The 24,516-nt window shown below is 68.0% G+C and carries 19 protein-coding genes and 1 tRNA gene; 4 read left to right on the top strand and 16 right to left on the bottom strand.

Going from position 1 to position 24,516, the window contains the following annotated elements; genetic code table 11:
• Positions 1-11: 11 nt before the first annotated feature.
• The 5 genes from RIC11_RS09845 to RIC11_RS09825 all read right to left on the bottom strand — a co-directional run bounded on the left by RIC11_RS09845 (position 12) and on the right by RIC11_RS09825 (position 6,713).
• Entirely contained in the window at positions 12-1,031 is a 1,020-nt protein-coding gene (locus tag RIC11_RS09845; RefSeq protein WP_350210754.1) for a DUF1559 family PulG-like putative transporter, read from the bottom strand.
• Between the two features lie 113 nt (positions 1,032-1,144).
• Positions 1,145-2,500, bottom strand: a complete 1,356-nt coding sequence (locus RIC11_RS09840; RefSeq protein WP_350210752.1) for a LamG-like jellyroll fold domain-containing protein — start codon at positions 2,498-2,500, stop codon at positions 1,145-1,147.
• Between the two features lie 117 nt (positions 2,501-2,617).
• Positions 2,618-4,051 (bottom strand): hypothetical protein, encoded by a 1,434-nt coding sequence (locus RIC11_RS09835; protein ID WP_350210750.1) that lies wholly within the window; start codon positions 4,049-4,051, stop codon positions 2,618-2,620.
• 97 nt (positions 4,052-4,148) lie between these two features.
• Positions 4,149-5,525 carry a hypothetical protein gene (locus tag RIC11_RS09830; RefSeq protein ID WP_350210748.1) on the bottom strand — a complete coding sequence of 459 codons (1,377 nt, stop codon included), beginning with the start codon at positions 5,523-5,525 and terminating at the stop codon, positions 4,149-4,151.
• 240 nt (positions 5,526-5,765) lie between these two features.
• Positions 5,766-6,713: a hypothetical protein gene (locus tag RIC11_RS09825; protein ID WP_350210746.1), complete on the bottom strand. Its 948-nt coding sequence runs from the start codon at positions 6,711-6,713 to the stop codon at positions 5,766-5,768.
• A 637-nt stretch (positions 6,714-7,350) separates the two neighbouring features.
• On the opposite strand from RIC11_RS09825, the gene RIC11_RS09820 reads away from it, so the two are divergent.
• A complete protein-coding gene (locus tag RIC11_RS09820; protein WP_350210744.1) occupies positions 7,351-9,243 on the top strand; it encodes a LamG-like jellyroll fold domain-containing protein in 1,893 nt (630 codons plus the stop codon).
• 3 nt (positions 9,244-9,246) lie between these two features.
• Here RIC11_RS09820 and RIC11_RS09815 read toward each other — a convergent pair whose 3' ends face one another.
• The gene (locus RIC11_RS09815; RefSeq protein ID WP_350210743.1) at positions 9,247-10,578 is read right to left on the bottom strand and encodes a DUF5690 family protein; all 1,332 of its coding nucleotides are present in this window, start codon (positions 10,576-10,578) and stop codon (positions 9,247-9,249) included.
• 169 nt (positions 10,579-10,747) lie between these two features.
• Between RIC11_RS09815 and RIC11_RS09810 the strand changes: the two genes are divergently transcribed.
• Both RIC11_RS09810 and RIC11_RS09805 read left to right on the top strand, forming a co-directional pair.
• Positions 10,748-11,863 carry an alcohol dehydrogenase catalytic domain-containing protein gene (locus RIC11_RS09810; protein WP_350210741.1) on the top strand — a complete coding sequence of 372 codons (1,116 nt, stop codon included), beginning with the start codon at positions 10,748-10,750 and terminating at the stop codon, positions 11,861-11,863.
• Between the two features lie 654 nt (positions 11,864-12,517).
• The gene (locus RIC11_RS09805) at positions 12,518-13,504 is read left to right on the top strand and encodes a hypothetical protein (RefSeq protein ID WP_350210740.1); all 987 of its coding nucleotides are present in this window, start codon (positions 12,518-12,520) and stop codon (positions 13,502-13,504) included.
• A gap of 102 nt (positions 13,505-13,606) precedes the next feature.
• Here the strand turns inward: RIC11_RS09805 and RIC11_RS09800 are convergent, their stop codons facing one another.
• The 5 genes from RIC11_RS09800 to RIC11_RS09780 all read right to left on the bottom strand — a co-directional run bounded on the left by RIC11_RS09800 (position 13,607) and on the right by RIC11_RS09780 (position 19,865).
• Entirely contained in the window at positions 13,607-14,596 is a 990-nt protein-coding gene (locus RIC11_RS09800; RefSeq protein ID WP_350210738.1) for an HAD family hydrolase, read from the bottom strand.
• Positions 14,597-14,682: 86 nt separating this feature from the next.
• The gene (locus RIC11_RS09795) at positions 14,683-16,281 is read right to left on the bottom strand and encodes an arylsulfatase (protein ID WP_350210736.1); all 1,599 of its coding nucleotides are present in this window, start codon (positions 16,279-16,281) and stop codon (positions 14,683-14,685) included.
• Positions 16,282-16,335: 54 nt separating this feature from the next.
• Positions 16,336-16,947: an HdeD family acid-resistance protein gene (locus RIC11_RS09790; RefSeq protein WP_350210734.1), complete on the bottom strand. Its 612-nt coding sequence runs from the start codon at positions 16,945-16,947 to the stop codon at positions 16,336-16,338.
• A 24-nt stretch (positions 16,948-16,971) separates the two neighbouring features.
• Positions 16,972-17,871, bottom strand: a complete 900-nt coding sequence (locus RIC11_RS09785) for a hypothetical protein (protein WP_350210732.1) — start codon at positions 17,869-17,871, stop codon at positions 16,972-16,974.
• 1,079 nt (positions 17,872-18,950) lie between these two features.
• Positions 18,951-19,865: an SgcJ/EcaC family oxidoreductase gene (locus RIC11_RS09780; RefSeq protein ID WP_350210730.1), complete on the bottom strand. Its 915-nt coding sequence runs from the start codon at positions 19,863-19,865 to the stop codon at positions 18,951-18,953.
• Between the two features lie 413 nt (positions 19,866-20,278).
• Here RIC11_RS09780 and RIC11_RS09775 point away from each other — a divergent pair, with 413 nt between their 5' ends.
• Positions 20,279-21,475, top strand: a complete 1,197-nt coding sequence (locus RIC11_RS09775) for a carbohydrate porin (protein WP_350210729.1) — start codon at positions 20,279-20,281, stop codon at positions 21,473-21,475.
• 107 nt (positions 21,476-21,582) lie between these two features.
• Here the strand turns inward: RIC11_RS09775 and RIC11_RS09770 are convergent.
• The 5 genes from RIC11_RS09770 to RIC11_RS09750 form a co-directional block, all read right to left on the bottom strand.
• A tRNA-Leu gene (locus tag RIC11_RS09770) sits at positions 21,583-21,668 on the bottom strand.
• Positions 21,669-21,748: 80 nt separating this feature from the next.
• Positions 21,749-22,822: a tyrosine-type recombinase/integrase gene (locus tag RIC11_RS09765; RefSeq protein WP_350210727.1), complete on the bottom strand. Its 1,074-nt coding sequence runs from the start codon at positions 22,820-22,822 to the stop codon at positions 21,749-21,751.
• Between the two features lie 55 nt (positions 22,823-22,877).
• Positions 22,878-23,282, bottom strand: coding sequence for a hypothetical protein (locus RIC11_RS09760; protein ID WP_350210725.1), 405 nt, complete (start codon positions 23,280-23,282; stop codon positions 22,878-22,880).
• Positions 23,283-23,346: 64 nt separating this feature from the next.
• Positions 23,347-23,826 carry a hypothetical protein gene (locus tag RIC11_RS09755; RefSeq protein ID WP_350210723.1) on the bottom strand — a complete coding sequence of 160 codons (480 nt, stop codon included), beginning with the start codon at positions 23,824-23,826 and terminating at the stop codon, positions 23,347-23,349.
• The coding region (locus RIC11_RS09750) for a site-specific integrase (RefSeq protein WP_350210721.1) at positions 23,823-24,516 on the bottom strand (694 nt) is incomplete at its 5' end. The genes RIC11_RS09755 and RIC11_RS09750, both read right to left, overlap by 4 nt.

Genomic DNA, 24,516 nt, shown 5'->3' with positions numbered 1-24,516 from the left:
TTGGTCCTGGATCAGAAGCCGACTTGTTGCGGGAGCTGCCCGGCGCGGGTGCCGAGGTCACGCCAGACGTCGGCCTCGATGTTCTCGTCGATGAAGTGGACCGAGCCGTCGCAGTACACGCCCTGCGTGCCGCCGGGGTGCTCGCTGGAGAAGCTCAGCTGCAACGCGTGGCATCGCGGGGAGCCGGGCGGCGCGTCGGACGCTTTGCAAGCTTCTGGGTCGCTCTTGTGCAGGTTGATGGCGACGCCGGTCGAACCGAGTCCCTCGGACGTGTCGCTGCCACGGTTGGTGTCGAGGTCGTCGCTGCCGATGTACCAGTGGTCCTTGTGGTCGCCCTCGGGGCTTTCCGGCTTCCGCCCGACCCGCTCTTGCTCGTCGGTGTCGTGGACGGCCTCTCCGATGAGCAGCGTCTTAGAGAGCCCGTCGGTGACCTTCGCGACCTTTACGAGCGGGTCGTTCGAGTTGTGCACGACCGGGTACAGGACCCCGTCGGCGAGCCACAGCTTCCGTCCGATCGAGGGCGAGTCTTGGAACTTGATCAGCCCGGTGGCGCAGCCGAGGTACGAGGCCGGCACACGCCGCTGCACGATCCAACCGGGGTCCGCCGTGCTGTCGAACTGGTGATCTAGCAAGGCGGCCGACGGGCATCGGAAGACGTCGATCTTCGTTTCGACGAGCTTCACGTTTTGGTACGGCGGGCCCTGCAGGTCCTCCGGGCCGTAGCTGGCCCCGTTGTAGGCCCATTGCCCGTTGCCCTCGTCGATCGTGATGAGGTCCTGGATGGTGGCCTCTTCGATGTAAGGGAGCAGGTGGTAGGACCAGAAGCTCCCCTCTTCGTAGACGCCGCCCGGCGGGTACTGCCGCTTGACCCCCTCGTAGTTCGCCATCGACAGGCCGAGCTGCTTGAGGTTGTTCTTGCACTCCGACCGACGGGCCGCCTCGCGCGCGGCCTGGACGGCGGGCAGCAACAACGCGACCAGGATCCCGATGATCGCGATCACGACCAACAACTCGACGAGCGTGAAGCCCACGCGGCCCCCTCGGTGACGCCGGTTCCCCTGCGATATCCACTCCATGTGACTCAACCTTGTCCTGGCTAAACGGATTCACTCGCTCGTCCTCGGCCGACGGCCGCAGAGCGGGATCAGTTGCGGCGGCGCGATCCGACGGCGCCGACGCAGAGCACGGCTACCACTACGGCGGCGGTCGGCTCGGGAACCGCCATAGCCTGGAGCACCAGGCCCGCCATCGTCGGGTTGGCGGCGTTCAGGATCGACCAGTCCGCCAGGTCGATCACGCCGTCGATGTTGAGGTCGCCGCGGGAGCGGGTGTCGATGTCGCCGACGACGATCGGCACGGTGGAGTCGGCGTCGCCGCCGGCGATCACGCCCGGGATCGTCTTGCTCGAGAAGAAGTTCTCGACGAACGCCGTGACATCGTCGACGCTTGCGGGGCCCGTGCCGTCGCCCTGGACGAGGCCGTCGAGGTTGACGTCGGCCGGGTCGACGCCCGGCAGCGCGATCGCCGCGGCGTACTGGTTCTCGGTGAGGAAGTCGAACGCCCCCCACTCGTCGTTGCGGTTGAACCCGATGACGCCCATCTCGAGCTCATCGATCACGCCGTCGAAGTAGTTCGGCTCGCGTACGGCGGGCAGGATGAACTGCCCGAACTTCGAACCGCCGAACCCGGCGCCGATGCCGAGGAACGACTCGTCGATCGTCAGCCGGTTGGCCGGCGCGACGCCCGGGTCGGCGACCAATCCGGAGGTCTGGTAATCGCCGGTGATCGCGGCCACGGCCACGCCGTCGACGTACAGCACCGCGTTGCCCCGTTCGAACAGGTTGTCCTGCGTGAGGAGCATGACGTGGTACCAGCCGTTGGACTCCGGCTTGCCGGGCCGGCCGACCTCGACAGCGACCGGCGAGTCGAAGTCCGCGCCCGCGTAGCGGAGCGAGAATTTGCCATCGTTGATCCGCACGCCGTGCTGGAACGTGTCCATCACGAGCACCTGCGTGTTGGCGGAGTTGTTCGGCTTGACCCAGAACTGGAGGTAGCGATCCGTTACGCCGGAATAGTCGAAAGGCCCGGCGCCGTTGGGGTCGCGGCTCAGCTGCGACGAGAACGACTGCTGCGGGAAGTTCAGATTCGGCCCGTAGATTGCCTCCCGCGACGACCGCGAGAAGCTAGCCGCCCAGCTGGTCTCGCCGGGGGCCAAGTCGGGGCGGTCATTGACGAGCACGTAGCTCGGCACGTTCGACCATTTCTGCAGGTTCGCGAACGAACGAACGTTCGGCTCGCTCAGGTCCGGGTTGCCGCCGACGAAGATGCCGGCGCTGTCGATCGTGGCCGCTGTGGCGAGGCCCGAACCGAGGTCCGCGCCCGCGGTCGGGTTCTCAAGCGGCAGGTCGCCGAATTGGTACAAGCGATCGACCGTCGACGCAAAAGCCGACGCGGCCGTGAGCAAGTAGCCGGTGAGGCCGACAACGAGTAGGAGTCGCATGGGGTGTCCTCTTGGTACTTGATCCGCCGCAGCGCCCTGACAGGGTCAGACGCTTAGCGGGAGAGAGCGGTTAATCGCCAACTGGCGAGCTGTGTAGGCGTCTCGGGTGGGTGGCTCTCACGCGGCCGGCGACCGGCGCGGGCGCCACTTGGCCGAGCCGGCGACGGCGGCGGCTGTCAGCATCACGGCAAGTGAACCGGGCTCCGGCACGCCGGCGATCAAGTTGGCGTACGCCGGGGCGCCTTGTTCCGCGATGAAGATGTCTTTGAAGATCAAGAAGTCATCGAGGTTGTTGACGCGGTCGCCGGTCAGGTCGCCGAGCCGGTACGCCTCGTAGACGCTCAAGCCCGAGAGGTCGCCGCCGAAGTTGTCGCGCACGGCGGGCCAGTCGAGCGCGTCGACCTCGCCATCGAAGTTGAGGTCGCCGCGGCGGAAGGGCTCGCCGGAGTTGCCGGTGAAGCGGACCACTCCCTCGACGATCTCGCCGTTGGCGTCCAAGTAGCTGAAGGCCAGGTCGTCGCTCTCCAGCAAGTACTTCCGCCACACGGGGCCGAGGTCGATCGAAGCGCCGTCGTCGATCTGCCCAGCGGTCAAGTGGCCCTCACCGACAACCGAGCCGGGCGCGTCGCCGCGGAACTCGACCCAGTTGGGATCCGAATCGGCGATCGGGGTGAACGCGGCGCGATCGAGCGTGCCGGCGCCGGACTCGATCGTGTAGCCGCGGATGGCGACGTCGGCGTTCGTGTTGTTCTCCAGCGTGGCGACGCCCGTGTCTCGGTTGATGACCATCGCGAGCGTCGGGTCGCCGTCGAACACGCCGAGGTTGTCGATGGCCCACCACCAGTCGTTGCCCGCGTCGATCAGGCCGAACTCCAGGGCGAGCGACGACGTGCCGGCCGGCAGCGGGATATCGACGGTGGGGGTTTCGTTGGTCGCGTCCGGCTTGAAGAACGGGCTGCTAGAGTCGGAGTCCCAGCGGAGAACCTCGGTCTGGAACGGGCCGCCGTCATACGCGACCCGGATCACGGCCGTCTGGTTGTTGGCGCCCTGTGGGAGCGGGCCGGGGCCGTCCGGGTCCTCGTCGCGGCCCTCGGGCCGCCAACTCGAATCGAACTGCAGCGCGAGGGTCGACTCGGTCGCTCCCGAAACGTCGAACGCCGCGGTCCTCAAGAAGGTGTTGTAGAGACCGGGGTCGTTCGTGATGTCGTCCCACTCGTCGGGGTCGGCCACGGCGATCACGTTCTCGCCCTTCTGGAACTGGCCGCGATTCTGCAGGTCCGTGGTCGCCCACAGGTCCGGGTCGGTGAACGACCAGCCGCGCCACTCGGTCGTGCCGCCGCCGGGGAGCTGCGAGTTGTCGATCGACCAACCGGGGAGCGACGCTGTCGAGTTCGACCAGAACTCCGTGACAACGACGTTCTCGTCGACAGCCGGGCCGAGCGGCACGCCGTCGAAGTTCTCAGAAAACAACACGACTTGGCCGTTGGTGGCCGTCGCAAGGGCGCTGAACCAAACGGCCACGGCCAAGGTGTGCAACAATCGGGTGGGCATCGCAAAGTCCGTCGGGAAGGGGTTCGGCGAGAGCCATGCAGTCGGGCGCCGCCGGCGACCGATCGAGTACGAGTGAGTGAGAACCGAATCAGCGAACCTAACGGGCGATTGACCGGCCCGAGCGACGCGCCGCTAGGAACGTCAACGCGGCACAAGCAAGCGCTGTGGACACCGCCGTCGGCTCGGGCGCCGACGCCGCGGCCGGAGCGCCCGCGCTGCCGTAGTTGCTCCGCCAGGTCTGGTAGTCCTGCGCGTCGATCCTGCCCTGACTGGCGCCGGAGTCGTCGCCGTTGGCGCGGAGGTCGGTCGTGGACCCGAGCGTGTCGCGCCACACGGTGTAGTCGGCCGCGTCGACGCGGCCGTCGCCGTTGTAGTCGCCTAGGAGCTCCTCCGGCCGAAGCTCGTTGTCGACATACACCACGCGACCGGCCCGGGTGATGCCGGTGTCGGCGCTGTGGACGCGGAACACGAGGTCGTTCTCGGCGCCGGGCGTGAACGCCGCTCCGAGTCGGACCTCGTCGGTTGGCTCGAGCACCGAGCTGCCGGTCAGGAATCCTTCGCGGATCGCGCCGGTCGACAGATCGCCGAGGACCTCCCAGCCGTCGCCGGCGCCAGCCGGTCCTCCGCCCTCGAAGTCGCGTGCCTCCAGGCCCCGGAACCCGGTTGTGTTCAACGAGCCGGCCGGGCTGGTGATCTCGTAAAAATCAATGTCGAAAGGCGTCTGCGAAGCGGGCTCAACGTTTTGGATCGCCACCTCGCCGGTGACCCGATCGACGAGCAGCGTCAGGTCGCTCGCTTCGACCAGTTGGATCGCGTGGATGCCGGCGTTGCTATTGATGCCCTCAACACGGATCGACAGAGCCCCGCCAGGACTCGCTGGAACGGATTGGAACAGCGCGTAGTTCGACGGGATGGCGCCCGCTTCGTTTGTAGCGGTCGCCTGCACGTAGTCACCCTGGCCGGTGAACAGCCCACGCCCGGTGTTGGCGATGAAATACACGCCGTCGCCGTAGGGGCCTTCCTGGCCGGGCGCGGTGTCGGGGGTGTTGATGTCGAGGTAGGCGAGGCGGCCGTCCGTGCCGTCGGATCCCACGTAGACGAGCAGGTCGAAGCTGCTGTAGGGGATGCCGGTGAACGACACGGTGAGGTCGCGGTCGGCGCCGGAGATGTCTAGGTAGCCGTCCATGAGTCGCTCGTCTTCTGTGTCGATCGCCGGATTGAGCGACGCGTAGGAGTTGTCCGATTCCCACGAGACCGTCGCGTCGGGCAAGAAGATGCCATCGGCCGTCATTAATCCTGTCTTGCTGCCGTCGGTGTCGGCCCCTCCGCCCGAGGTGTTCAGCGTCTCGGAGTAGGGGGCGACGTTGTTCCAGTTCCCTTGTGGGACCACGCCGGCGACGCCGGTGACGGTTGCGCCGTCGGGCCCGGTGGTGTGGCGGCCGCCGACGAAATTGACGCCGATCGAGTCGCCCACGGCGACGGCCGCGGCGAGTGCGACGCCGGCCGCACCGATCCGAAGCCCGCAACGCTTTGCGGCGCCTCGCTCACTTTTCTTGGTGCTAAACATGGGGGGCCCTAGGAACGATGGCTGGGTCTCGAGAAGGCTCTGTCTCTCGCTCGCCCGGCGTCCGCCGCGAGGGGTGTCCCCCTCGCGGCGGGTCCGGCTCGGGCGCCGTTCGTGGCGGCAGGGCTTCGGCCCGTCCGTCGGCAGAGATCAGCGGCGGCGGGCGGCGAACAAGCCCATCGCGATCGCGCCAAGAACAACCGTGGTCGGCTCGGGCACACGCGTGACGCCGAACACGCCGGTGACCTGCAGGGGTCCGCCCAGTGGGCCGGTGCTGACGAAGTCATCGGTGTTGATCTCCCACCCGGCCGGCGGCTCCTGGGTCCAGCCCAGCGTTCCGTCGGACAGGCGGCCCGGTCGCTCGTCGGGCTCGCCGACGTTGCGGAGGGGTGCGCCTTCCGGGTCGTCGAGCACGCCGGTCAGCTCGGGGAGCAGCCCGTCGAAGTTCTCTTCCAGGTAGACCTCCCCGCCGGGCAGCGGGTTGAAGACCCGGATGTTGTCGATGGCGAACCACCAGTCGTTGCCAGCGTCGACCATCTCGAACGCCAACGCCAGCGAGTCGCTGGGCAGCCCCGCCAGGACCGTCTGGAAGGTCGCGTTGATGTCAGGGTTCGTGTCGGGCATGTCCGTGTCGGCGGTGTTGCCCGTGTTCAGGTCGAGGAGCACGGCGTCCGATCCGTCACCGTACACGGCGCGGACGTAGGCCTGCTGCGAGTCCTCGGGGCGCCAGCTGTAGTCGAACTGGATCGCGACCGGGCCGCTGGTCGGCACGGTCACCGCAGGGCTCATCAGCTGCGAGTTGAATCCGATGTCGAAGGTCTGGTCGGGGTTGCCCGGACGCGGCGCCTTGGGGCCGGCGCCGCCTGGGCCGCCGAGGTCGTCCCACTCGTCGGGGTCAGCCACCGCGATCACGCCGCTGCCGAGGGTGAATTGGCTCCGGCCCTGGTCGTCGGCTTTGACCCAGAACTCGGGCGTAACGAACGTCCATTCCTCGAACTCGGTCACGCCGACGCCATCCGACACACGCGGGGTGAAGGCGTTCGCCGTGCCCGCGGCAGCGAGACACGCGGCGAAGCCGGCCAGCAGATGCTTCGTCATTTTCTTGGCTCTCTAAGGTGAAAAACGGGGCCGTAGGAAGAAGCGGATGCTCCACGGTCACCCGACGCGACGGCCGTTCGTTCTTCGCTGCAACGCTGAGCGGGTTTGCGCTACCGCGCTGTGAAAGCCTCTCTCAACGCACACCGAACCGCCGCGTGTCGGATGTGAGCGGGATCGTAGAGCAGCTCTGTGAAGGCGCCGCGAAGAGGCGCCGCGATTTGCGATCTATAGCTTGAGTTGTGCGCTACCGATCAAAACGCGCTGCAAAGCCCAATCGCACGGAGAGCCGATCGTCCGCTCGGCGATCGCACGACCGCCCGCCGGCGGGTCGGCAACTTCCGCGGCACGTCGCATGAATTTCGGATGGCGGCGCCCGTTGCTTCAACCGGATCGACGCGGTCGCCGCTCTTGGTCGTTATCCGTGCGCACCCGGTCACAATGCCGGCGACCCACGCGGGTTTCTTCACCTTCGCGATTTGGTGTGCCGGTTCTTCACACAGCCTTCACGACGCGACGCGACAACTCTCATCGTTCGCTCCCGGCCGCCAAGATCCGGCAAGTGGAAGAGGGGGGCGTCGCTTCTTTCTCCGTAGCGATTCCGTTTCGTTCGAGTAGCCCCACCCCAAAGGAGCACCGCATGCCCTCAGCCATGAAGCGCTCGATCTCCCGCGCCCTCCCGTCCACGTGCTGCCTGCTATTCGCCGCCGCAGGTAACTGCCACCAAGGCCCCGACCCGGTCGCCCACTGGGTGTTCAACAGCCGCGCCTGCCAAGCCGGCGCGTGTGTCGCGCGGCTCGGGCCCGACCTAGCGATCGAAGGTGAGGCGAAGCCGGTCAGCGACAGCCGCGGGGGCGCGCTGGAATTGCTGGGTCCGAGCCACATCGAGTCGGCGCTGTTGGGCGAGCCGCTCACCCAGGGCGCGGCGCTGACGGTCGCCGCTTGGGTGCTGATCGACGAAGCCGAGCAGCACGGCGGCGTGGCCGGCGAGTTCGGCGGGGCGGGCGATCCGCGCTGGGTCCTCGGCTACGACAGCGACCGCTTCACCTTCACCGTGCGTCCCGAAGGGTCGAAAACGCCCGTCACGCTCACCGGCCGAACGCCCTACGCCAAGGGCAAGTGGACACACGTGGCGGGCGTCTACGACGGTGAAGTGATGCAGCTCTACGTAAACGGCCAGCCCGATGGTCAAACCGACGCGGCGTCGGGCCCGCTCATGCTCGTCGAGCAGCCGCGGGTCGCGGTTGGTCACCGCCCGGACCACCCGGCCGCCCACCCTCTACGCGGCCGCCTGCGCGAGGTGAGCGTGTACGGCCTTGCGGCGAAGCCGGCCTGGGTCGCTCACGAGTTCGATCACCAGAAGCAGTTGGTGAGCCTGCAACGCGACGCCCGGGCCGACTCGCTAGCGATGATCGTCGAGCCCTACCTCCAGTTCGGAACGCGGGAGGGGATGACCGTCATGTGGCAGACGAGCGTCGAGGGGTCGTCGGTCGTCCGCTACGGCGAGACCGACGCGTGCGACCGCAAGGCCGAGGGCGACCCGGCCGCGATCCACGAGGTCCGAATCGAGGGCCTCGAGCCGGAGGCGCAGTACTTTTATCGCGTCGAAACGACCGACGGCGCGGGCCAGTCGGTCGCGTCCGGCGTGTCGACCTTCTCGACCGCCGCCCTCCCCGGCACGCCCTTCGCCTTTGCGGTGATCAGCGACACTCAGTTCAACCCGGTGGTGTCGGGCAAGCTCTCGGAGTTCGCTTGGGCGCAGCGGCCCAGCTTCTTGCTCCACCCGGGGGACCTCGTCGACACCGGCGTGAACGACGCCCACTGGACGCAGCACTTCTTCCCGGGCATGCGGCCCTTGATCTCGCGCGTGCCGTTCTACTCGGTGCTCGGCAACCACGAACAGAACGCGAGCAACTACTACGAGTACGTGTCGCTGCCCGATCCGGAGTACTACTACGAGTTCCGCTACGGCGACGCCCACTTCTTTATGATCGACACCAACCGCAACGTGGGCCCCGGCTCGGAACAGCACGAGTGGCTCGACGATGCGCTCGGCGCGTCCGACGCGGTGTGGAAGTTCGCCTGCCACCACCACCCCCCCTACTCGTCGGACGAAAACGACTACGGCGATCTTTGGAAACAAAACAAAAGTACCCGGGGCGATCTGCGGGCGCGTGAGCTCTCTAGGCTCTACGACAAGCACCGAGTCGACATCGTTTGGAATGGCCACATCCACTCTTACGAGCGCACTTGGCCGGTGCGCGACGGCAAGGCGGTCGGGGCCGGCGGGCCGATCTACATGATCGTCGGCGGTGGCGGGGGCGGCCTCGAGACCCCCGCCCCCTCGCGGCCGTTCTTCCAGAACCAGGTGCGCCGCGCCCACCACTACGTGATGGCGCACGTAAACGGCCCCACCCTCGAGCTGCGAAGCTACGACCTCGACGACCGCTTGTTCGACACGGTGCGGATCGAGAAGCCGGCGCGGGCGGGGAAGCCGGCGGCGGCCAACGACCCAGCCGACACGGCGCGGTGACCGCTAAGCCCGCTCCGCCGCCAACCCAGCGAGCGGGGCGGGCGCGTCGCGGTACTTGCGGGCGTAGAAGGCGATCAGCACCACCGACAGCGCGAGGCACGCCACCGCGATCCACCAAGCGAGCGTCGTGAAGAGCGTGAGGAAGCCGGCCTCGCCGGCGATCCGGCCCTTGGCGAACATCACCGCAACGTACGCGAGATAGCCCGACGAGTCGGCCAGGTACATCACGTAGCCGAGGTTCGCCCTCTGGTCCGACAGGGCGATCAGCCGTTCGAACACCGTGGTGTGGAACGCCACGTACGGCACGTACGCGCCCATCCCGATGAGCACCATGAACCAGAACGGCCCGAGCGCTCCCTGTGTCTGTGCCGCGAGCGACACGAGCACCAGCGCGAAGCCGGCCGCCACGAGCCCGAGCGAGATCACCAGCGCGCGGCGGTTGTCGCCGACCAGCACGGCCGCGCCGCTGATGACGATCACGCCCACCATCACCAGCGTTTCCGACCGCGCGAACACGCTAGGAGCCGCTCCGTAGCCGAGGCCCTGCCAGATCTCAACGGCGAAGTCGTCGCGCAGGCTGCGTAGCACGGTGAGCGCCACGAAGATGCCGATCAGCGCCGTAAGGCCAACCGCGTGGCGGCGGAAGAACGCCCACCGCTGCGCCCGGGTCATCGGGGCCCGTTCTTGCCGCTGGGCGATGTCGTCCGCGCCGGGCGGCGGGATCAGGCTCAGCATCCCCACCGCCGCAGCCAGCGGCGGCACGAACAGCAAACCGGCCAGGCTGGGCATCCAGTACTCGTCCACCCCCCAATCGACGACGAGCCACCGCCCGACCGACTTCACCACGCCCGACGACACGATGAAGCTCGCGCACAGCCCGGCGGCGAGGGCCTCGGTGAGCCTTCGCCCCTCGAGGAACGACAACACCAGCCCGAACACCATGCCCAGCGGCAGCCCGTTGACGAACAAGAACGGGAAGTTGTAGGGCGGTGGAACGAGCGCGAAGCCGACCAGCGAGGCCTCCGCCACGCCGATCAATGCGAGGATCGACACGGCGCGCCGGCCGCGGGGCATCTCGGCGATGACCTTGATGCCGATGAACTTCGACAGCGTGTAGCCCGCCACCTGCGCGGCGACAAACACCGATTTGTAACCCACGCCCCACAGCACACCGTCGTCGTACTCCGCGGCCGTGAACGGCTTGCGGAACGCGTACATGCAGAAGTAGGTTGCGAACGCCGCGCCGATGCAATACGCCGAGAAAGCGGTCGGCCCAGCTACGGCCAGGCGCCCGCGGACCCGGTCGCCGAGAGAATCGCGGGGATCGAGCAGCATCGGAAGGATCCATCGGGTAAAGCCTTCGCCGGCCTAGCGTCGGCGCGGCGGGAGTGGAGAGCATCGGCCCGCGAAGCGTACGGAAGGCGGGTCAAGATTCTGTGAAGGCCGCTGGCAAGGCTGGTGCGCTCCGCGACAAGCCGCCCCGAATCAACTCTCGTAGCGCCGTATGCCCACGCCCCTTGCGCCACGATTCGCACGCGCCGCCGTGATGAGGGCCGCCGGCGAGCCGTTAAAGCTGGAAGAGCTCCCGGTCCCGCCGCTTCGCGCGGGGGAACTCCTCGTGAGGGTCGCTTGCTGCACCGTCTGTGGTTCCGACCTGCACACCTGGACCGGCCGCCGTGACGCGGCGCTGCCGACAATCCTCGGCCACGAGGCGGTCGGCGTGGTGGTGGACGCCGGCGCGGACCGTCCGCATGACGGGGCCGGCGCGCCGCTCTCAATCGGCGATCGCGTTGTGTGGACGATCCACGGCTCGTGCGGCCAATGCGACTACTGCCGCGACCGCGGGATGCCGATGAAGTGCCGCTCGCTCCGCAAGTTCGGCCACGAGCGCTGCGACCGCCCGCCCTACCTGGTCGGCGGAATGGCCGACCACGCGGTCGTCGAGGCCGGCATGACGGTTTACCGCGTCCCCGACTCCTTGCCCGACGAGGTCGCCGCTCCCGCCGCCTGCGCCGGAGCGACGGCGGTCGCCGCCTGCCAAGCCGCGCGGCTGGGGGCGGCTGACCGTGTGCTGATCATCGGCGCGGGCGCCCTCGGGGCTTATGCGGCCGCGTACGCCGCGCAGGTGGGCTGTTCGGCCGTGTTGGCAACCGACCGTTGCGCAGGCCGGCTCGGAGCGATCCGGCGCTTCGGAGCGACCGCAGCGGTCACCGCCAACGGACCGCCCGACGCCGTCGCCGATTCACTGCGAGAGGCCGTTTCTGCGGCGACCGAGGGCGAGGGGGTCGACGCCGTCATCGAGGTCGCCGGCGCGCCGCAGGCGGCGGCCGCTTCGCTCGCGTTGTTGCGCGTGGGGGGCAGGCTCGTCACATGCGGTTGCGTCTTTCCCGGCGCCGAAGCGCGGGTCGACTTATCGCTCATAACAAAGAACCGCCTCACGATCACGGGGCTGCACAACTACCACGCCGAGCATCTCGGCGAAGCGCTCGAGCTGCTGGAGGCCACCATCGACCGGCGCCCCTGGCGATCGCTCGTGGGCGAGCGATTCGCCCTCGGCCGGGTCAACGAAGCCCTCGGAGCCGCCCTGACGAGGCAGTCGCTGCGTGTCGCGATCACTTGATCACTTGCGACGCCTGACCGTTGTCAGGCGCCCGACTGCTGGCGCTGTTCCCCGGACGCTGGGTAGGCAGGGTGATAGGACAACACACACCCTGGGGCATCGGCGTCCGCGCGTTGCTTGTTCGACGCGCCGGCGGCGTGCTCCCCGTCGGCGTCCGATCGGCGCCGACGCGGCGACCCGGCCGAGCCACCGCGTGCGGCCGGATCGCGAGCCCGGCGCGTTTCGCCAACGCCCGAAGCAGCTCTGCTACGGGGGGCTCCGCGTGTCGGCTCCGCGTTTGTTGCGGCGTGAAGAGATTTCGGAACGGCCTTTGCCGGACGTTTCGCTGCACCGTCGTCGTTGTGGTCGCCGGTCGTAGGTGTTGGTTCCACCGACTCCATGCCCACCACGGCGGCGCGACGCTAGCTTGACCGCGCCACAACCGGGCGCGGTGGCTCGTGTTCGCTCGGCTGCCGCGATTCTGGAAGAACAGGCTGCCGCGTCGTCGCGCGACGCGTGTCGCAAGACGGCGAACGAGCGGGTCGCCGCTCGGTGCGGAGGCCGGCGCCGGCTCGTCGTGGTGGCCGCGGTCGCGGACCGCTCGCCACGCGGCGTGCCCACCAACGAGTCGACGCGTGTGCAGACACCTCACCCCAGAAGGAGAATCCCCCAATGATGTTACGTTCCACAGTGGCTCTCGCCGCGGCGCTCGCCTTGTCGGCGGTCGCATCGGCCAAACCACTCAACCCCGAACGGGTCTCCGCCGACGCGAAGTGGCTCGCCCACGTCGACCTCGCCGCCCTGGACAAGACCCAGGCCCTCAAAGAAGCACGCGGCGTGTGGCCGGAGCGGGCCGAGAAGTTCCGGAACTGGATGCGAGACACCTACGGCGTCGACCCGCGCGAGGACCTCCAGAGCGTCACGATCTACGGGACCGGCTACACGGAGGGCGATTGCGCAATGGTCCTCACGTCCGACTACAGCGCGGACAAGGTTCGCTCGCGGATCGATTCGCAAGAGGACGTCAAGGAAACCGAGTGGCGCGGCCACACGATCTACACGTGTAAGGCCGGCAAGATGAAGCACAGTTCGAAGGGCTCTGACAACCAGTCGTCGTACGGCAGCAGCGAGTCGAAAAGCGGCTCGGACCGCGTCGCGTGGGTCCTGCTCGACGACAACACGATCGTCTACGCGAAGTCGAAGCGCGGGGTCAAGGACGCCGTCGAGACGATCGAGGGTCACGCGCCCTCGCTCGCGAGCGACGGCGCCGACTCGCGGCTCACCGCCGATCCGCCCGAGGCCGCCGTGGCTTACGCGGCCGCGGTGCAGCTCGACGAGATCCCGCACGAGGGATGGATGTTCCCGTTGCTCAGGCAGCACGAACGAGCGACCTACGCGCTCGGCGAGCGCGACGGCGAGTTGTTCGACGAGCTGAAGCTCGTCGCCCGCAACGAGCAGGTCGCCGAGCAGATGAAGCAGGTGGTCGAGGGTTACACGGCCGCCCTGCGGGTGAGCTTCATCAACTCCGAGCCGATCACGAAGATGCTCAAGAACGTCGAGGTCCAGCAGGACGGCGACACCGTCACCGCGAGCTGGAACGGCGAAGTCGAGCGCTTCGCCCAGGCGCTGCGGAGCTTCAAGAACGACAAGCAGCGCCGCTGATCTAGCGGCGACGCTCTCCTCGGTCGGGCGGCGCCGTTGGCCTCAACGGCGCCGCCTTTTTGCGTACGCGGCGACCGAGGTCTCGCGGTGGCTGGGGGGGGCTTAGGGCGCCTCGCCGAAGACGGTCGACCAGTCCTTGGCCATGTCGACGACCACCCAGCCGCGCTGGGGCGCCTCGTCGAGGCCGCGATCGAGCTTGCCCACGTGCGAGTCCCGGTCGTAGGCGAACTCACGCTCGGCGTCGGTGTGGTGGACCAACACGCCGAGGCTAGGACCTTCGCGCGTGGTCGTGTACTCGAGCATCTGGAAGTCGCCGTCGGAGTTGCCCACGGCAAGGATCGGCCGGCGGCCGATGTGCTGGTAGATGCCGACCGGCTTGCCTGCTTTGTCGTCGACGAACAGCCCGCTCGGCTGCTTCACGATCACGGGGACCCCGTCGCGGAACTCGTACGTCGCGTCGATGCTCGTGCCGACGACCTGTTCGGGAGGGATGCCGTAAGCCTCCTCGGCAAACGCGCGCAGAAAGTCGATCCCGCCTCCGGAGACGATGAACGTCTTGAACCCGTTCGCACGCAGGTATTCGAGCAGCTCGAGCTGCGGCTGGTACAGGCAATCCGCGTATCGCCGGCCGAGCGTCGGGTGCTCCGAGGTCGCCAGCCACTCTTTCGCGGCGGAGCGGAAATCGTCGGCCGTCATGCCCGTGTGCGACGCCGCCAGGACCTTCACCAGGCCCTCCTTGCCGGACGCGGCCGCGGACCGGTAGTCGCCGGCGAGGACGCTCTTGAAAGGCTCCTCGTGGCGCCACTCGGGGTGATCGCCGGCCATCGCCCGGACCCGGTCGAACGCGAAGAGCAACTGGAAGTACGCGGGCTGCTCGGCCCACAGCGTGCCGTCGTTGTCGAACGTGGCGATCCGCTCGGCGGGCGGCACGAAGTGGTCGCCCGATCGATCGGTGACGCGCTGAACGAAGTCTACGATCGCCTGCTTGGCCGGCGTGTCGTTCCAAGAGGGGAGGGGGTCCTCGGCCGCGGCGGCCGGCGCCTGCCAGCCCCACACGAGCAAGAAGGTTGTCAACAGAACTTTGCTAAGCATGAGCGAGCCAAGAATGGGCAGACCGCCTCGGTGCGCCGCCGCCGAGGCAATATGACGATCGCTGCGTTGTGCCGGCGAGCCGGGGTTCACCGCCCACGGGCGGCGTTCTCAATCTGCTCCTGCACCTTTTCGAGGTTGAAGGAGCCGGGCGATTGGCTCGGCGGGTACTCCTTCAGCGACTGGAAGAATTTTGCGGCGACCTGTTGCATCGGCACCACGACGAAGGCGCGGTCGATGGTCCAGTCTTGGTAGGTGTTCGAATTGTGCTGAGCCTTCTCGAACGGGTCGCGGCGGAGGTTGAACAGCAGCGGCAGGCGCAGCTCGACAAAGGGCTCGCGCCAAATCTGGAGCGTCTCGGCGCGGTTCTCTAGGAACACCGCCTTCCAGTCGCCCAGCCGGATGGCCACGACCTGTCCGTCGTCGTTGACGTAGATGAATTCCCGACGCGGCGACGCCTTGATGTTCGAGTCGACATCCTCGTACTCATCGGCTTTCGCTAGGTAGTCCGTGATGTCGTACCCGTCGATGTGCTGTCGGTACTCTCGGCCGATCGCGTTGTAGCCGTCGCGGAGGTCTTCCTTGAGATCGTCCTTGCCGGCCGCGGCCGCGAAGGTCGGCATCCAGTCCTCGTGGGCGACGATGCCATTTACCGTTGCGCCCGCAGGCCACTTCTTCGGCCACCGGGCGAAGGCGGGCACGCGGTAGGCGCCCTCCCAGTTGCTGTTCTTCTCTTTGCGGAACGGCGTGGTGCCGGCGTCGGGCCACGTGTTGTAATGGGGGCCGTTGTCGGTCGAGTAGTAGACGATCGTGTTCTCGGCGATCCCCAACTCATCGAGGAGGTCGAGCAGCTCGCCGACGTGCATGTCGTGCTCGACCATGCCGTCGCTGTATTCATCCTGGCCAGAGATCCCCCGGTGCTCCTCTTTCACGTGCGTGCGGAAGTGCATCCGCGTGCCGTTCCACCAGCAGAAGAACGGCTTGCCCGCCTCGTTTTGCTCCTTGATGAACTTTTTGGCTGCCGCGACGGTCTCGTCGTCGATGGTCTCCATCCGCTTCTTGTTGAGCGGGCCTGTGTTCTCGATCTCCTGCCCGCCATCTTTAGTAGCCTTCGCCTTGAGCACGCCCCGCGGCCCGTATTGTTCCAGGAAGGTCTTGCCGTTGGGGAGCTTCAAGTCGCCCGGGTAGTCCTCGTTCTCCGGCTCCTCCTCGGCGTTGAGGTGATACAGGTTGCCGAAGAACTCGTCGAAGCCATGGTTCGTCGGCAGGTGCTCGTCGCGGTCGCCAAAGTGGTTCTTCCCGAACTGCCCTGTCGCGTAACCTAGCTCCTTCATCACCGCGGCGATCGTGATGTCTTGTTCCTGCCAACCCTCTTTCGCGCCGGGCAGGCCGACCTTGGTCATCCCCGTGCGGACAGGCACGGTCCCGCCGATGAAGGCCGCGCGGCCGGCGGTGCAGCTCTGCTGGCCGTAGTAGTCGGTGAACGCGATCCCTTCCTTGGCGATGCGGTCGATGTTGGGCGTGCGGTAGCCCATCATGCCGCGGCTGTTGTGGCTGATGTTCCACGTGCCGATATCGTCGCCCCAGATGACGAGGATGTTCGGCTTGTCGGCCGCCGCCGCGGCGGCGGCCACGCTCGTCACGGCGAGCAAGAGGGCGCCGCGAACCGTTGTCGTGTTCAGCTTCATGGGTGAACCTCGTAGAATTCAGAACGCATTGGTCCAAAGTGATTCGGAGAGGGCTCAGGGGCGCGCCCTCTTGCCGAACGACCGCAGGCGGAACGCCGCGACGAGCAACGCCACGCCGGCGATGATCGCGAAGACGCCCAGCACGCGGACGAGCATCGCGCCGGCCAGCAGCGGCGACGCCAACAGGATAACCCCGAGCAGGATCGAGAGCACGCCGCCGAGGACGAGCCACCACTCTCCCCGGATCCGGCTGCGTTCCCGGACCGCCGCGGCGATCTCGAGCACGCCATTGATGATCAGCTGCAGCGCGAGCAGCACGACGATGACCGTGATCGCGACCACGCCGACCAGAGCCGGGTGGGCCATCACGAAGAGACCGACAACCACGCCCAGCACGCCCCGGGCAACGGCCCACCAGCGCGACCGGTCCCAGCCGGCGACGCCGGCCACGATCGCGAGCAGCCCGTCGAGCAGTACGAACAAGCCGAGCACCCAGACGTACGCCTTGAGCGTGACGCCCGGCATGAGCAACGCGTAGGCTCCGAGGGCGATCATCAGCACGCCGCGGAGCAAGAGCACCCACCACAGGCCGGCGACGCTCCGCAGGGCTTCTCGGTCGGAATCCGTCAGCCCGGCCGCGTCGGACGGCGGTGCTTGCTCGATCATTTTCGGCTCGCGTGAAGAGGATGCTTACTGGTCGTCGGGGCCTTCGGCCCCGGGGCCGTCGGCCCTGGGGCCGTCGTCGCCGGCGTCTTGCTCGGTCCCTTCTTCTTGGGGCGCGTCGAGCCGCACGAGCAGGTAGTTCTCGGTCGTGTCGGCGCCGAAGTGGACGAGCACCGGCGCTTCGTCCTGCGTGAGGTTGTAGAGGCCCGTCTCGGCGACGATTTCGTCGCTGCCGCCGAAGCGGATCGCCACGCGCTGGGTCTCGCGGTCGACGGCGCCCTGGATCGATTGGGACTCGTCGGTCCGAGCGTTGTACAGCGTGCCAGAGACCACTCCTTCGCGGTTGACGGCCAGCTGGACCGTCATCGCTGGCTCCGTGTCTTTCTCGTCGGTCGACACGGCGAACGTGCCTAGCGGCATCCACTCGGCCTCGGCCGCCTGCTGCTGCGTGTCGGGGGGCTCAACGGTCGCCAGCTCCATCGCGCTGGCTGCGAACTCCTCGGCGCTTGCGATCTCCTGACCGCCGACGTAAACGCGGTTGTCCTCGTAGACCACGTTGCCGCCCGTCCCGTAGTCGTAGTAGACCGGTTGCGACCAGGTCGACTGAGGGACCGACCAATCGAACCAGTTGGTGACGGCCCCCCAAGCGGGCACGGTCCACCAATACGACCAGCTGTAGTTGCGGTTCCAATAGCAGTAGTGCCAGCCGCCTAGCCCGGGGCGGTGGTTGGACCACCAGCGGTCGTCGAACCAGTTGTGGTGGTAGTGGTAGTGGTTCCAGCCGTGGCGCACGCCGTCGGCCCAGCCGTTCCAGTAGTCGCGTCGGTCGCGCGTCGGCCTCTGCCAACCGGGGCGTGTGAACGCTTGGTTCCACCGGTTGTTGATGTTGATGTTCGTGTTCGGGCCGACGCTCGCCCAACCGGGCAAACGGTTGATCGCGTTGTTGTTCGACCAGCGGTCGCCGAAGTCCGGGCGCCCACCGTCGCCGGGGCGGCCGCTCCCTCCCGGTCGCGTAGTCGGCCTGCCTGGCCTGTCGCCGGGAAGATCGCCAGGACGCTGCGGTCGATTCGGGCGTTCCGGGCGGCCGGGGCGCTCGGGGCGGCCAGGGCGATCGACTTCTCCCGGCAACGTAACGGGGCGGTCTGGTTGGTTGCCCGCCCCGGGTCGGCCCGGTCGGCTGCCGCCGCCGGGGCGATCGGGGCGGGGGGCGGGACGCACCGACGGGCGGCCACCCCCCTCAGGACGCAGCGGACGGTCGAGCCCAAGGAAGTCCTCGACGTTCCCCGGCGAAGGCCGCCCCGCGTCCGGCCGGTTGGCTGGGCCAGGCCGTTGCGCGGGCCGACCGGCCCCCGGCCTCCCGGCGTCCGGAGCCGTGCCGCCGGGGCGGTTCGCGCTCGGCCCGCTTAGATTTGGCCGGTCAGCCCCCGGACGGGCGACGCCCGGCCGACTAGCGCCGGGCCGGCTCGTGAGGTCGGGCCGCGACATGTCGCCCGGACCGGGACGGGCCCCTGCGCCGGGCCGGTTGCCGCTCAAACCGGGGCGATTGGCGGAGGGCCGGTCGCTCGGCGGGCGTTGTGGGGCCGTGGGCAGGCTGAAGTTGGGCGTCTGGCCGCCGAAGCCACCGCCGCCCCCAGGCCTGCCGGGACGAGCCCCAGCGTTTGGCCGATTCGAGGGGTTGGGCCGCGAAGCAACGCCCGGGCGGGCGCCCAGATTCGGGTTGCTCGGGAATCGCCCCGTGCTGGGCCGGCTGGGGTGCAGGCCGCCGTTGGGTCGGCCCGCCCCGGCGCCCGGGTTCGGCCGCGGCGCGGGTCGTCCGACGTTGGGGCGTGGGGCAGGGCGGTTGATGTTCGGTCGCGGGGCAGGACGCGGCGCGCTGATTTGTGGCCGGGCGCCGGCGCCACCGTGGCGACCACCGCCACCGCCGCCGCCGCGCTGACCGATCGCGTCGGCGTCCGTCGACATCGCCGCCACCAACGCGAGGCTCATCGCCCAGCGGGCCAACGGGCTCATGGCTGGCCTCCGGCGTCGGCCGTCGCCTCGGGGGCGATCCGCACGACCCGCACCGGGCCGCTGTTGGGGAGCGGCACGCCATCGACGGTCTGGCCGATCTTCTCGACTTGCAGCGTGTCGTCATCCAGCCGCGTGATCACCTGCGTTGCCGACGAGGTCACACCATCCGCGCTCACGTACGACGTTCTCAACAGCAAGTCGTCGCCGTTGGGTGAGGCCGTCCCCTCGCCGAACGAGCCGTCCGAGTTGAAGGTCCACGCGCGGAACTGCTTCGCGAGGGCGTCCCAGCCGATGACCTGAGTGCCCTCGAGCGGGGCGCCGTCGCCGTCGTCGGCGCGGAACGATCGGATGAGGAACGACTCGTTGGGAGACCAACGCACGGTCGTCTGCACGTCGGCCGCGTCGGTGTCGTCGCGCCACTCGCCTACGAGCCAGGCGAGCTCCTCCAGCGCGTCGCGCGGCGTGGGGGGGCTCGGAAGGTCGCTCTCCTGCGAACTAGCAATCAGCCACTCGCCCCCCTCGTTGACCAGCACCGCGGTGAACGCGGAAGGAACCGGTTCGCTGCCGGGCGTGAAAAGCGTGACCGTCCCGTCGGCGACCACCACGTCGGGCCGCAGCGGGCGGACCCCGTCGATTTGACCAACGAGGCGCGCGTCGGGTGCTTCGGAGAAGAACGCCTCGAAGTCTTGCTCGAGCGCCTGCCTGCCGGACGTGCGGCGGCCGGACTCGGCGTCAATCGACACGGCGTCGTCCGTCCAGAACGAAACGACGCTCTGGGCGTCGCCCGTGTTGAAGGCCGACAGGTAGCCCGTGAAGCGCTCGCTGACGGCTGTTTTCAACTCGTTCGGCGGCTCGGCGGCGGCCGTTTGGTTCAGCATGCAGCTGAGAAGCGCGATTGTGATGACACGCATCCCCATTCCCCTCCGGCGACGCCGCGAGCGACGGTTCGTAAGATTCTTCCGGCAGACTAGAAGCGAGGCTGAGATAAGTCGCGAGGCCTCTGCTGGGCAAACCGTAGTCGCAATCGCTCGGCCGGCAAGACCCCGTCCCCGCTCCGCCGAGCGGCCACAGAAAGTCCTAGGACTCCGCTGCGGTGGTGTCAACGAAATCTCGGAAAATACACGTGTTTTGCCGGCTGTCTGGGAAGAAGCGGCTTCGCAGCCGGCTGGCGCCTCAGTGGGCGACTCTGCCGATTATCACGCTGGCTCCAGCCAGCAGTGCGAATCCGATGGCCCAGCCTTTACCGGCCGATCACAGACGGTGACGCCGTTTCTGCAGGGAGAGACCCCGGACAATGCGTGCCGCGACGATCGCTCTGGCGTGTTTGGCAGCTTCCACAGCCGCCACGTGCCCCGCCGCCGAGACGCTCTCCGGCGATTGGTGCGGCAACCGCGACTGGCTCGCGCGCCACGGCGTCACTTTCGACCTCGACGTGGCCCACTTTTACCAGGGCGTCGCCAGCGGCGGTCTTAATCGGACCTTCAAGTACGGCGGCCACGGCGACTACCTCACGAACATGGACCTCGGCAAGCTCGGAGTGCAGGAGGGGCTCTTCCTCAAGCTCCGCGCCGAGCACCGCTTCGGCGAGAACATCAACCGCGACACCGGCGCGTTCCTGCCCGCCGCGGTGCTCGCCGACTTGCCGATCGCCGAAGGCGAGGACCTCTATCTGACGAACGTGCTTTTCACGCAGATGTTGTCCGAGCGGCACGGGGTGTTCTTCGGCAAGCTCGACACCCTCGACGGAGACCTGAACGCCTTCGCGCACGGACGCGGCAAGAGGCAGTTCCTGAACGTGGGGTTCGTCGCCAACCCGATCGCGCTTCGAACGATCCCCTATGCCACGCTTGGCGCCGGATTTGTCGTGTTGGCTGACGACGGAGAGCCGTTGTTTACCTACACGCTGCTCAACGCGACCGACACGGCCGACTCGGATGGCTTCGACGAGCTGTTCGCCGAGGGAGTCGCGATGTCGGCCGAGTTACGGCTCCCGACCGAGTTCTACGGCCTGCCCGGCCACCAACTCTTCGCCGGGACCTGGAACAGCCGCGACTACGTTTCGCTGGGGCAAGACCCGCGCGTCGTGTTTCCGGACATTCCCATTAACGAGACAAACGGCTCGTGGTCGCTTTATTGGAACTTCGACCAGTACCTTGCGATCGATGAGTCAGCCCCTGCACGGGGCTGGGGCGTGTTCGGGCGCGCGGGCGTCGCCGACGACGACGCGAACCCGCTCGCATGGTTCCTGAGCTTCGGCCTGGGGGGCAACAACCCGATGCGTGGCCGCGGAGCGGACACGTTCGGCGCCGGGTGGTTCGTCGCCGGCTCGAGCGACCAGATCGGCCCGATCCTCCAAGCCGCGCTCGGCCCGATCGCCGACGGCCACGGCGTCGAGGTCTATTACAACTGGCAGGCCAACCCGTGGCTCAACGTCACGCCCGACCTGCAGGTGCTCGTCCCCGGGCGGGAGAACGTCGACACGGCGCTCGTGCTGGGCGTTCGCGCCGTCATGCGCCTGTAGCCCATGCCGCGGCCGCCCGACCCGCGCCAGCCGCAGCTCGACGCTCCGCGATCGCCGAGGGCGCCAACAAAGCTGCCGCTCGTCCAGCGCCTATCGGGACCAGCCAGTAGCCGAGGTGGGACTCGAACCCACACGGGAGTTGCCTCCCTTCGGATTTTAAGTCCGATGCGTCTGCCAATTCCGCCACTCGGCCAAGGCGTTCTGCCGCAACAGCTTACGTCGAATCGTGGCGACCGCCAGCGGGGCTAACCCGCCAAAAACCCGCCACACGGGTCATGCTTCCTTCTTCAGGAACGCCGGAACGTGGATCAGGTCGGCCGCCTTCTGCCGCCGCATCCGCTCGGCCATGTTGACGTAGTGCCGCGTCGTCGCGGCCGCACGGTGCCGCATGAGCCGCTGTAGCACGTCCGCGGGGAGCGTGTCCACGTTGGCATTGGCAAAGCCGAACCGGAACCGGTGGAAGGCGCCAGGGAGCGTCACGCCGGCGGCCTTCTTCAGGTCGCTGAAATGATCCCACAGCGCCCGCTTGTGCATCGGCCAATCGAACACGAGCGGGTCGAAGCCGACGATCCCCTTCAGGTGGTCGATGACCGCCGGGTGCAGGTCGATCCGGGCGTCACGCTTCCCCTTGGTTTCCTCTGCCGGGATGTGTGCGACACCGTTGGCCCAGTCGATGCCGTCCCTACGCAGCGCGAGGATCTCGCTGATCCGCCAGCCGGTCAGGTAGGCGAACGTCAGCAACGCCTTCCACCAATCTTCCGGTGGGTAGTGGCGCCCAGCGGGCTGCGTCATGTGGCTGCACGCGTCGTACAGCAGCTTGAACGTGGCGTCGTCGACAAACGCCGGGTCCCGCTCTGGCTCGCGGAGCATATCGACATCGATACGATCTGCAATCAGTTTCCACTTGCGGGCGCGGTTTAGAGCGCAGCGAAGGTGTCGCAAGTCCTTGTTAACCGTCGCGGGGCTCGAGACCTCGGCGAACCGCTTTGACCGGTACTCGGCGACGGCAGCCTCATCGACCTCGTCGATGTACCGAGGCTTGACCAGCTCGTTAAACGACTCAAACGAAGCGCTGTATTCCTCCCGCGAGCGCGGCGCCAACGTCGCCAAGTGGTCCCGCGTGAACCGCTCGACAAAGTCCGCCCACCGCATCCGGTCGTGACTCTTCAGCAGCCCAGCGGCCGCCTCGCCCTCGAGCTTCCGCGCGTAGGCCTTGGCCGTGGTCTTCGCGCCGATGGTCTTTTGCTTCTTCTTCCCGCGGGCGTCGTACCAGCCGACCGACCACGGGCAGTGTTTCGCCCCGCGCTTGGCTAGCTGCTTGGCGTCCTGAAAAACCCACGCTCGCATAGCTCACCCCCTATCAGTTGAAGTGAAGAGCCCGGCCGCGCGGCCAGGCAGAGTGTCAGTCGTCGTGCCGTGTCGGCGGCTCGGGTTCGCTGCCTTTCGGCAATCTGCCATCAGCAGGCCTTGGCCGTGACAAGCCCCATGCAGCCTGCATTGCGACGTACGGCCCGATGACCAGCAATGACAGGCCGAAAACGCTTACCAGCTGCGACACAGAGCCGGGCGTCCGCGACGTCGCGGAGAGAATCAGCCACCCGGAAATTTGAACGGCGGTAACAGCTGCCGTCGAAGCGACGACTTGCCGCCCCGATCCGCGAGTTAGCGATATCAGCCAGAGGAGCCAAAACGGAATGGCGAGAAAAACCAACCCCGGTGACGACGACAGGCTGGCTGTGGCTTTCGTCGAAAGCGACAGGGCGATCGCCAGCGGCACGAACGACAGCAACAGCCGCTGCAGCTTCATCGCTCTGGCCTCGTGTGGAAGGAAAGCCCGGCCGCCCCACGCGGAGCGACCGGGCGAGAATCGATCAGCCTCTCATGATCCGCCCCAGCAGCCCGCGGTCGGGTCGCGGTGGGGCCTTGCCGAGGAAACGGTAGCGGCCGCCTCCCCCATTGCCCGCCGGCCCTTCGAACTGGGGCGGTCGGATGCCCTTCGGCGGCGCAGTGGGGTTCTCCGCGTCCTCGCGTCGGTACCGCCGCAGCTCCTTTGGGCAGAGCTCCGTTGAGTTCAGCCACGGCGGGTCCGCCCACCCCTGGCTGGCGCACCACCGCCACAGCGTGACGCACCGCTTGGCGTCGGTCCTCACCGCGAGCTCCCCAACGATCTCCGCTCGCTCCTGCAGCCAGATCCGCACCGTGACGGGGTCCAGGTCGGCCGTCGTCGCCGGCATCCCCAGGTGCTCGCTGAGCCGCTTCGGGATCGCCAACAGGCAGCGGCGGCTCCGCGGGGAGAGCTCGTGCTCGGCCACGTAGCGCTCGGCCGCTTCGGTCAGGTCGATCGGCTTCATGATGCGGCCCTCCCGGTGATGCGAGAGAGCCAGCCAGGACGGCGGTGCTGCGGCGTCGGCGTCGCCACGGGCCGCACCCCCGGCGTGATGGCCGGCAGCTGCGTCGGATCGACGTAGCTCTTCCGGGCGAGGCTCGGGTCGCTGTGGCCCAGCGCCGACGTCGGGTCGCCCCCGACGATGGCCACCTGCGTGGCGTGGTACCGGCGGAACGCGTGGAACATGTTGTTCCGCGTCGGCTTCAGTCCCGCCTCGAGTAGCAGGCGCCGCATCGGGTGGTAGGTGCTCGTCAGCTGCACCACGTTGAACACCTCGGCGGGGCTCGCCTCGAGCAGCAGCCGCAGGTCGTGCGCCGTCTCGGCGGAGATCGGCTTACGGGCGTCGCACGCGCCCCCCTTGCGGTGCTCGGCCCGGAAGTAGACGAGCCGCTTCTCGAGGTGGATTTCGCCCCGCGCCAGGTGGTGTATCGCGCCGTGCCGCTCGCCGGTGTTGATCGCCACGCCGATCAGCGCGGGGAAGTAGAGGTTCGCGGGGACGCCACCGATCCACCAATCGGCCGCGCGGGCCGCCTTGTCGAGCCGCTCGACCTCCTCGGGAACCCACGCCTCGGGAGTCTTCCGGGCTTTCGGCGGCAAAGCGACGTCGGGCATCGTGCGGCCGTCGCGCCGGGCGAACCACCGCCAGAGGGCGAGC

The sequence above is a fragment of the Botrimarina sp. genome, assembly GCF_040219535.1.
In the GTDB taxonomy this organism is placed as follows: domain Bacteria; phylum Planctomycetota; class Planctomycetia; order Pirellulales; family Lacipirellulaceae; genus Botrimarina.
Note: the sequence above shows the minus strand (reverse complement) of the source record. Positions and strands in the feature narration are given on the sequence as shown.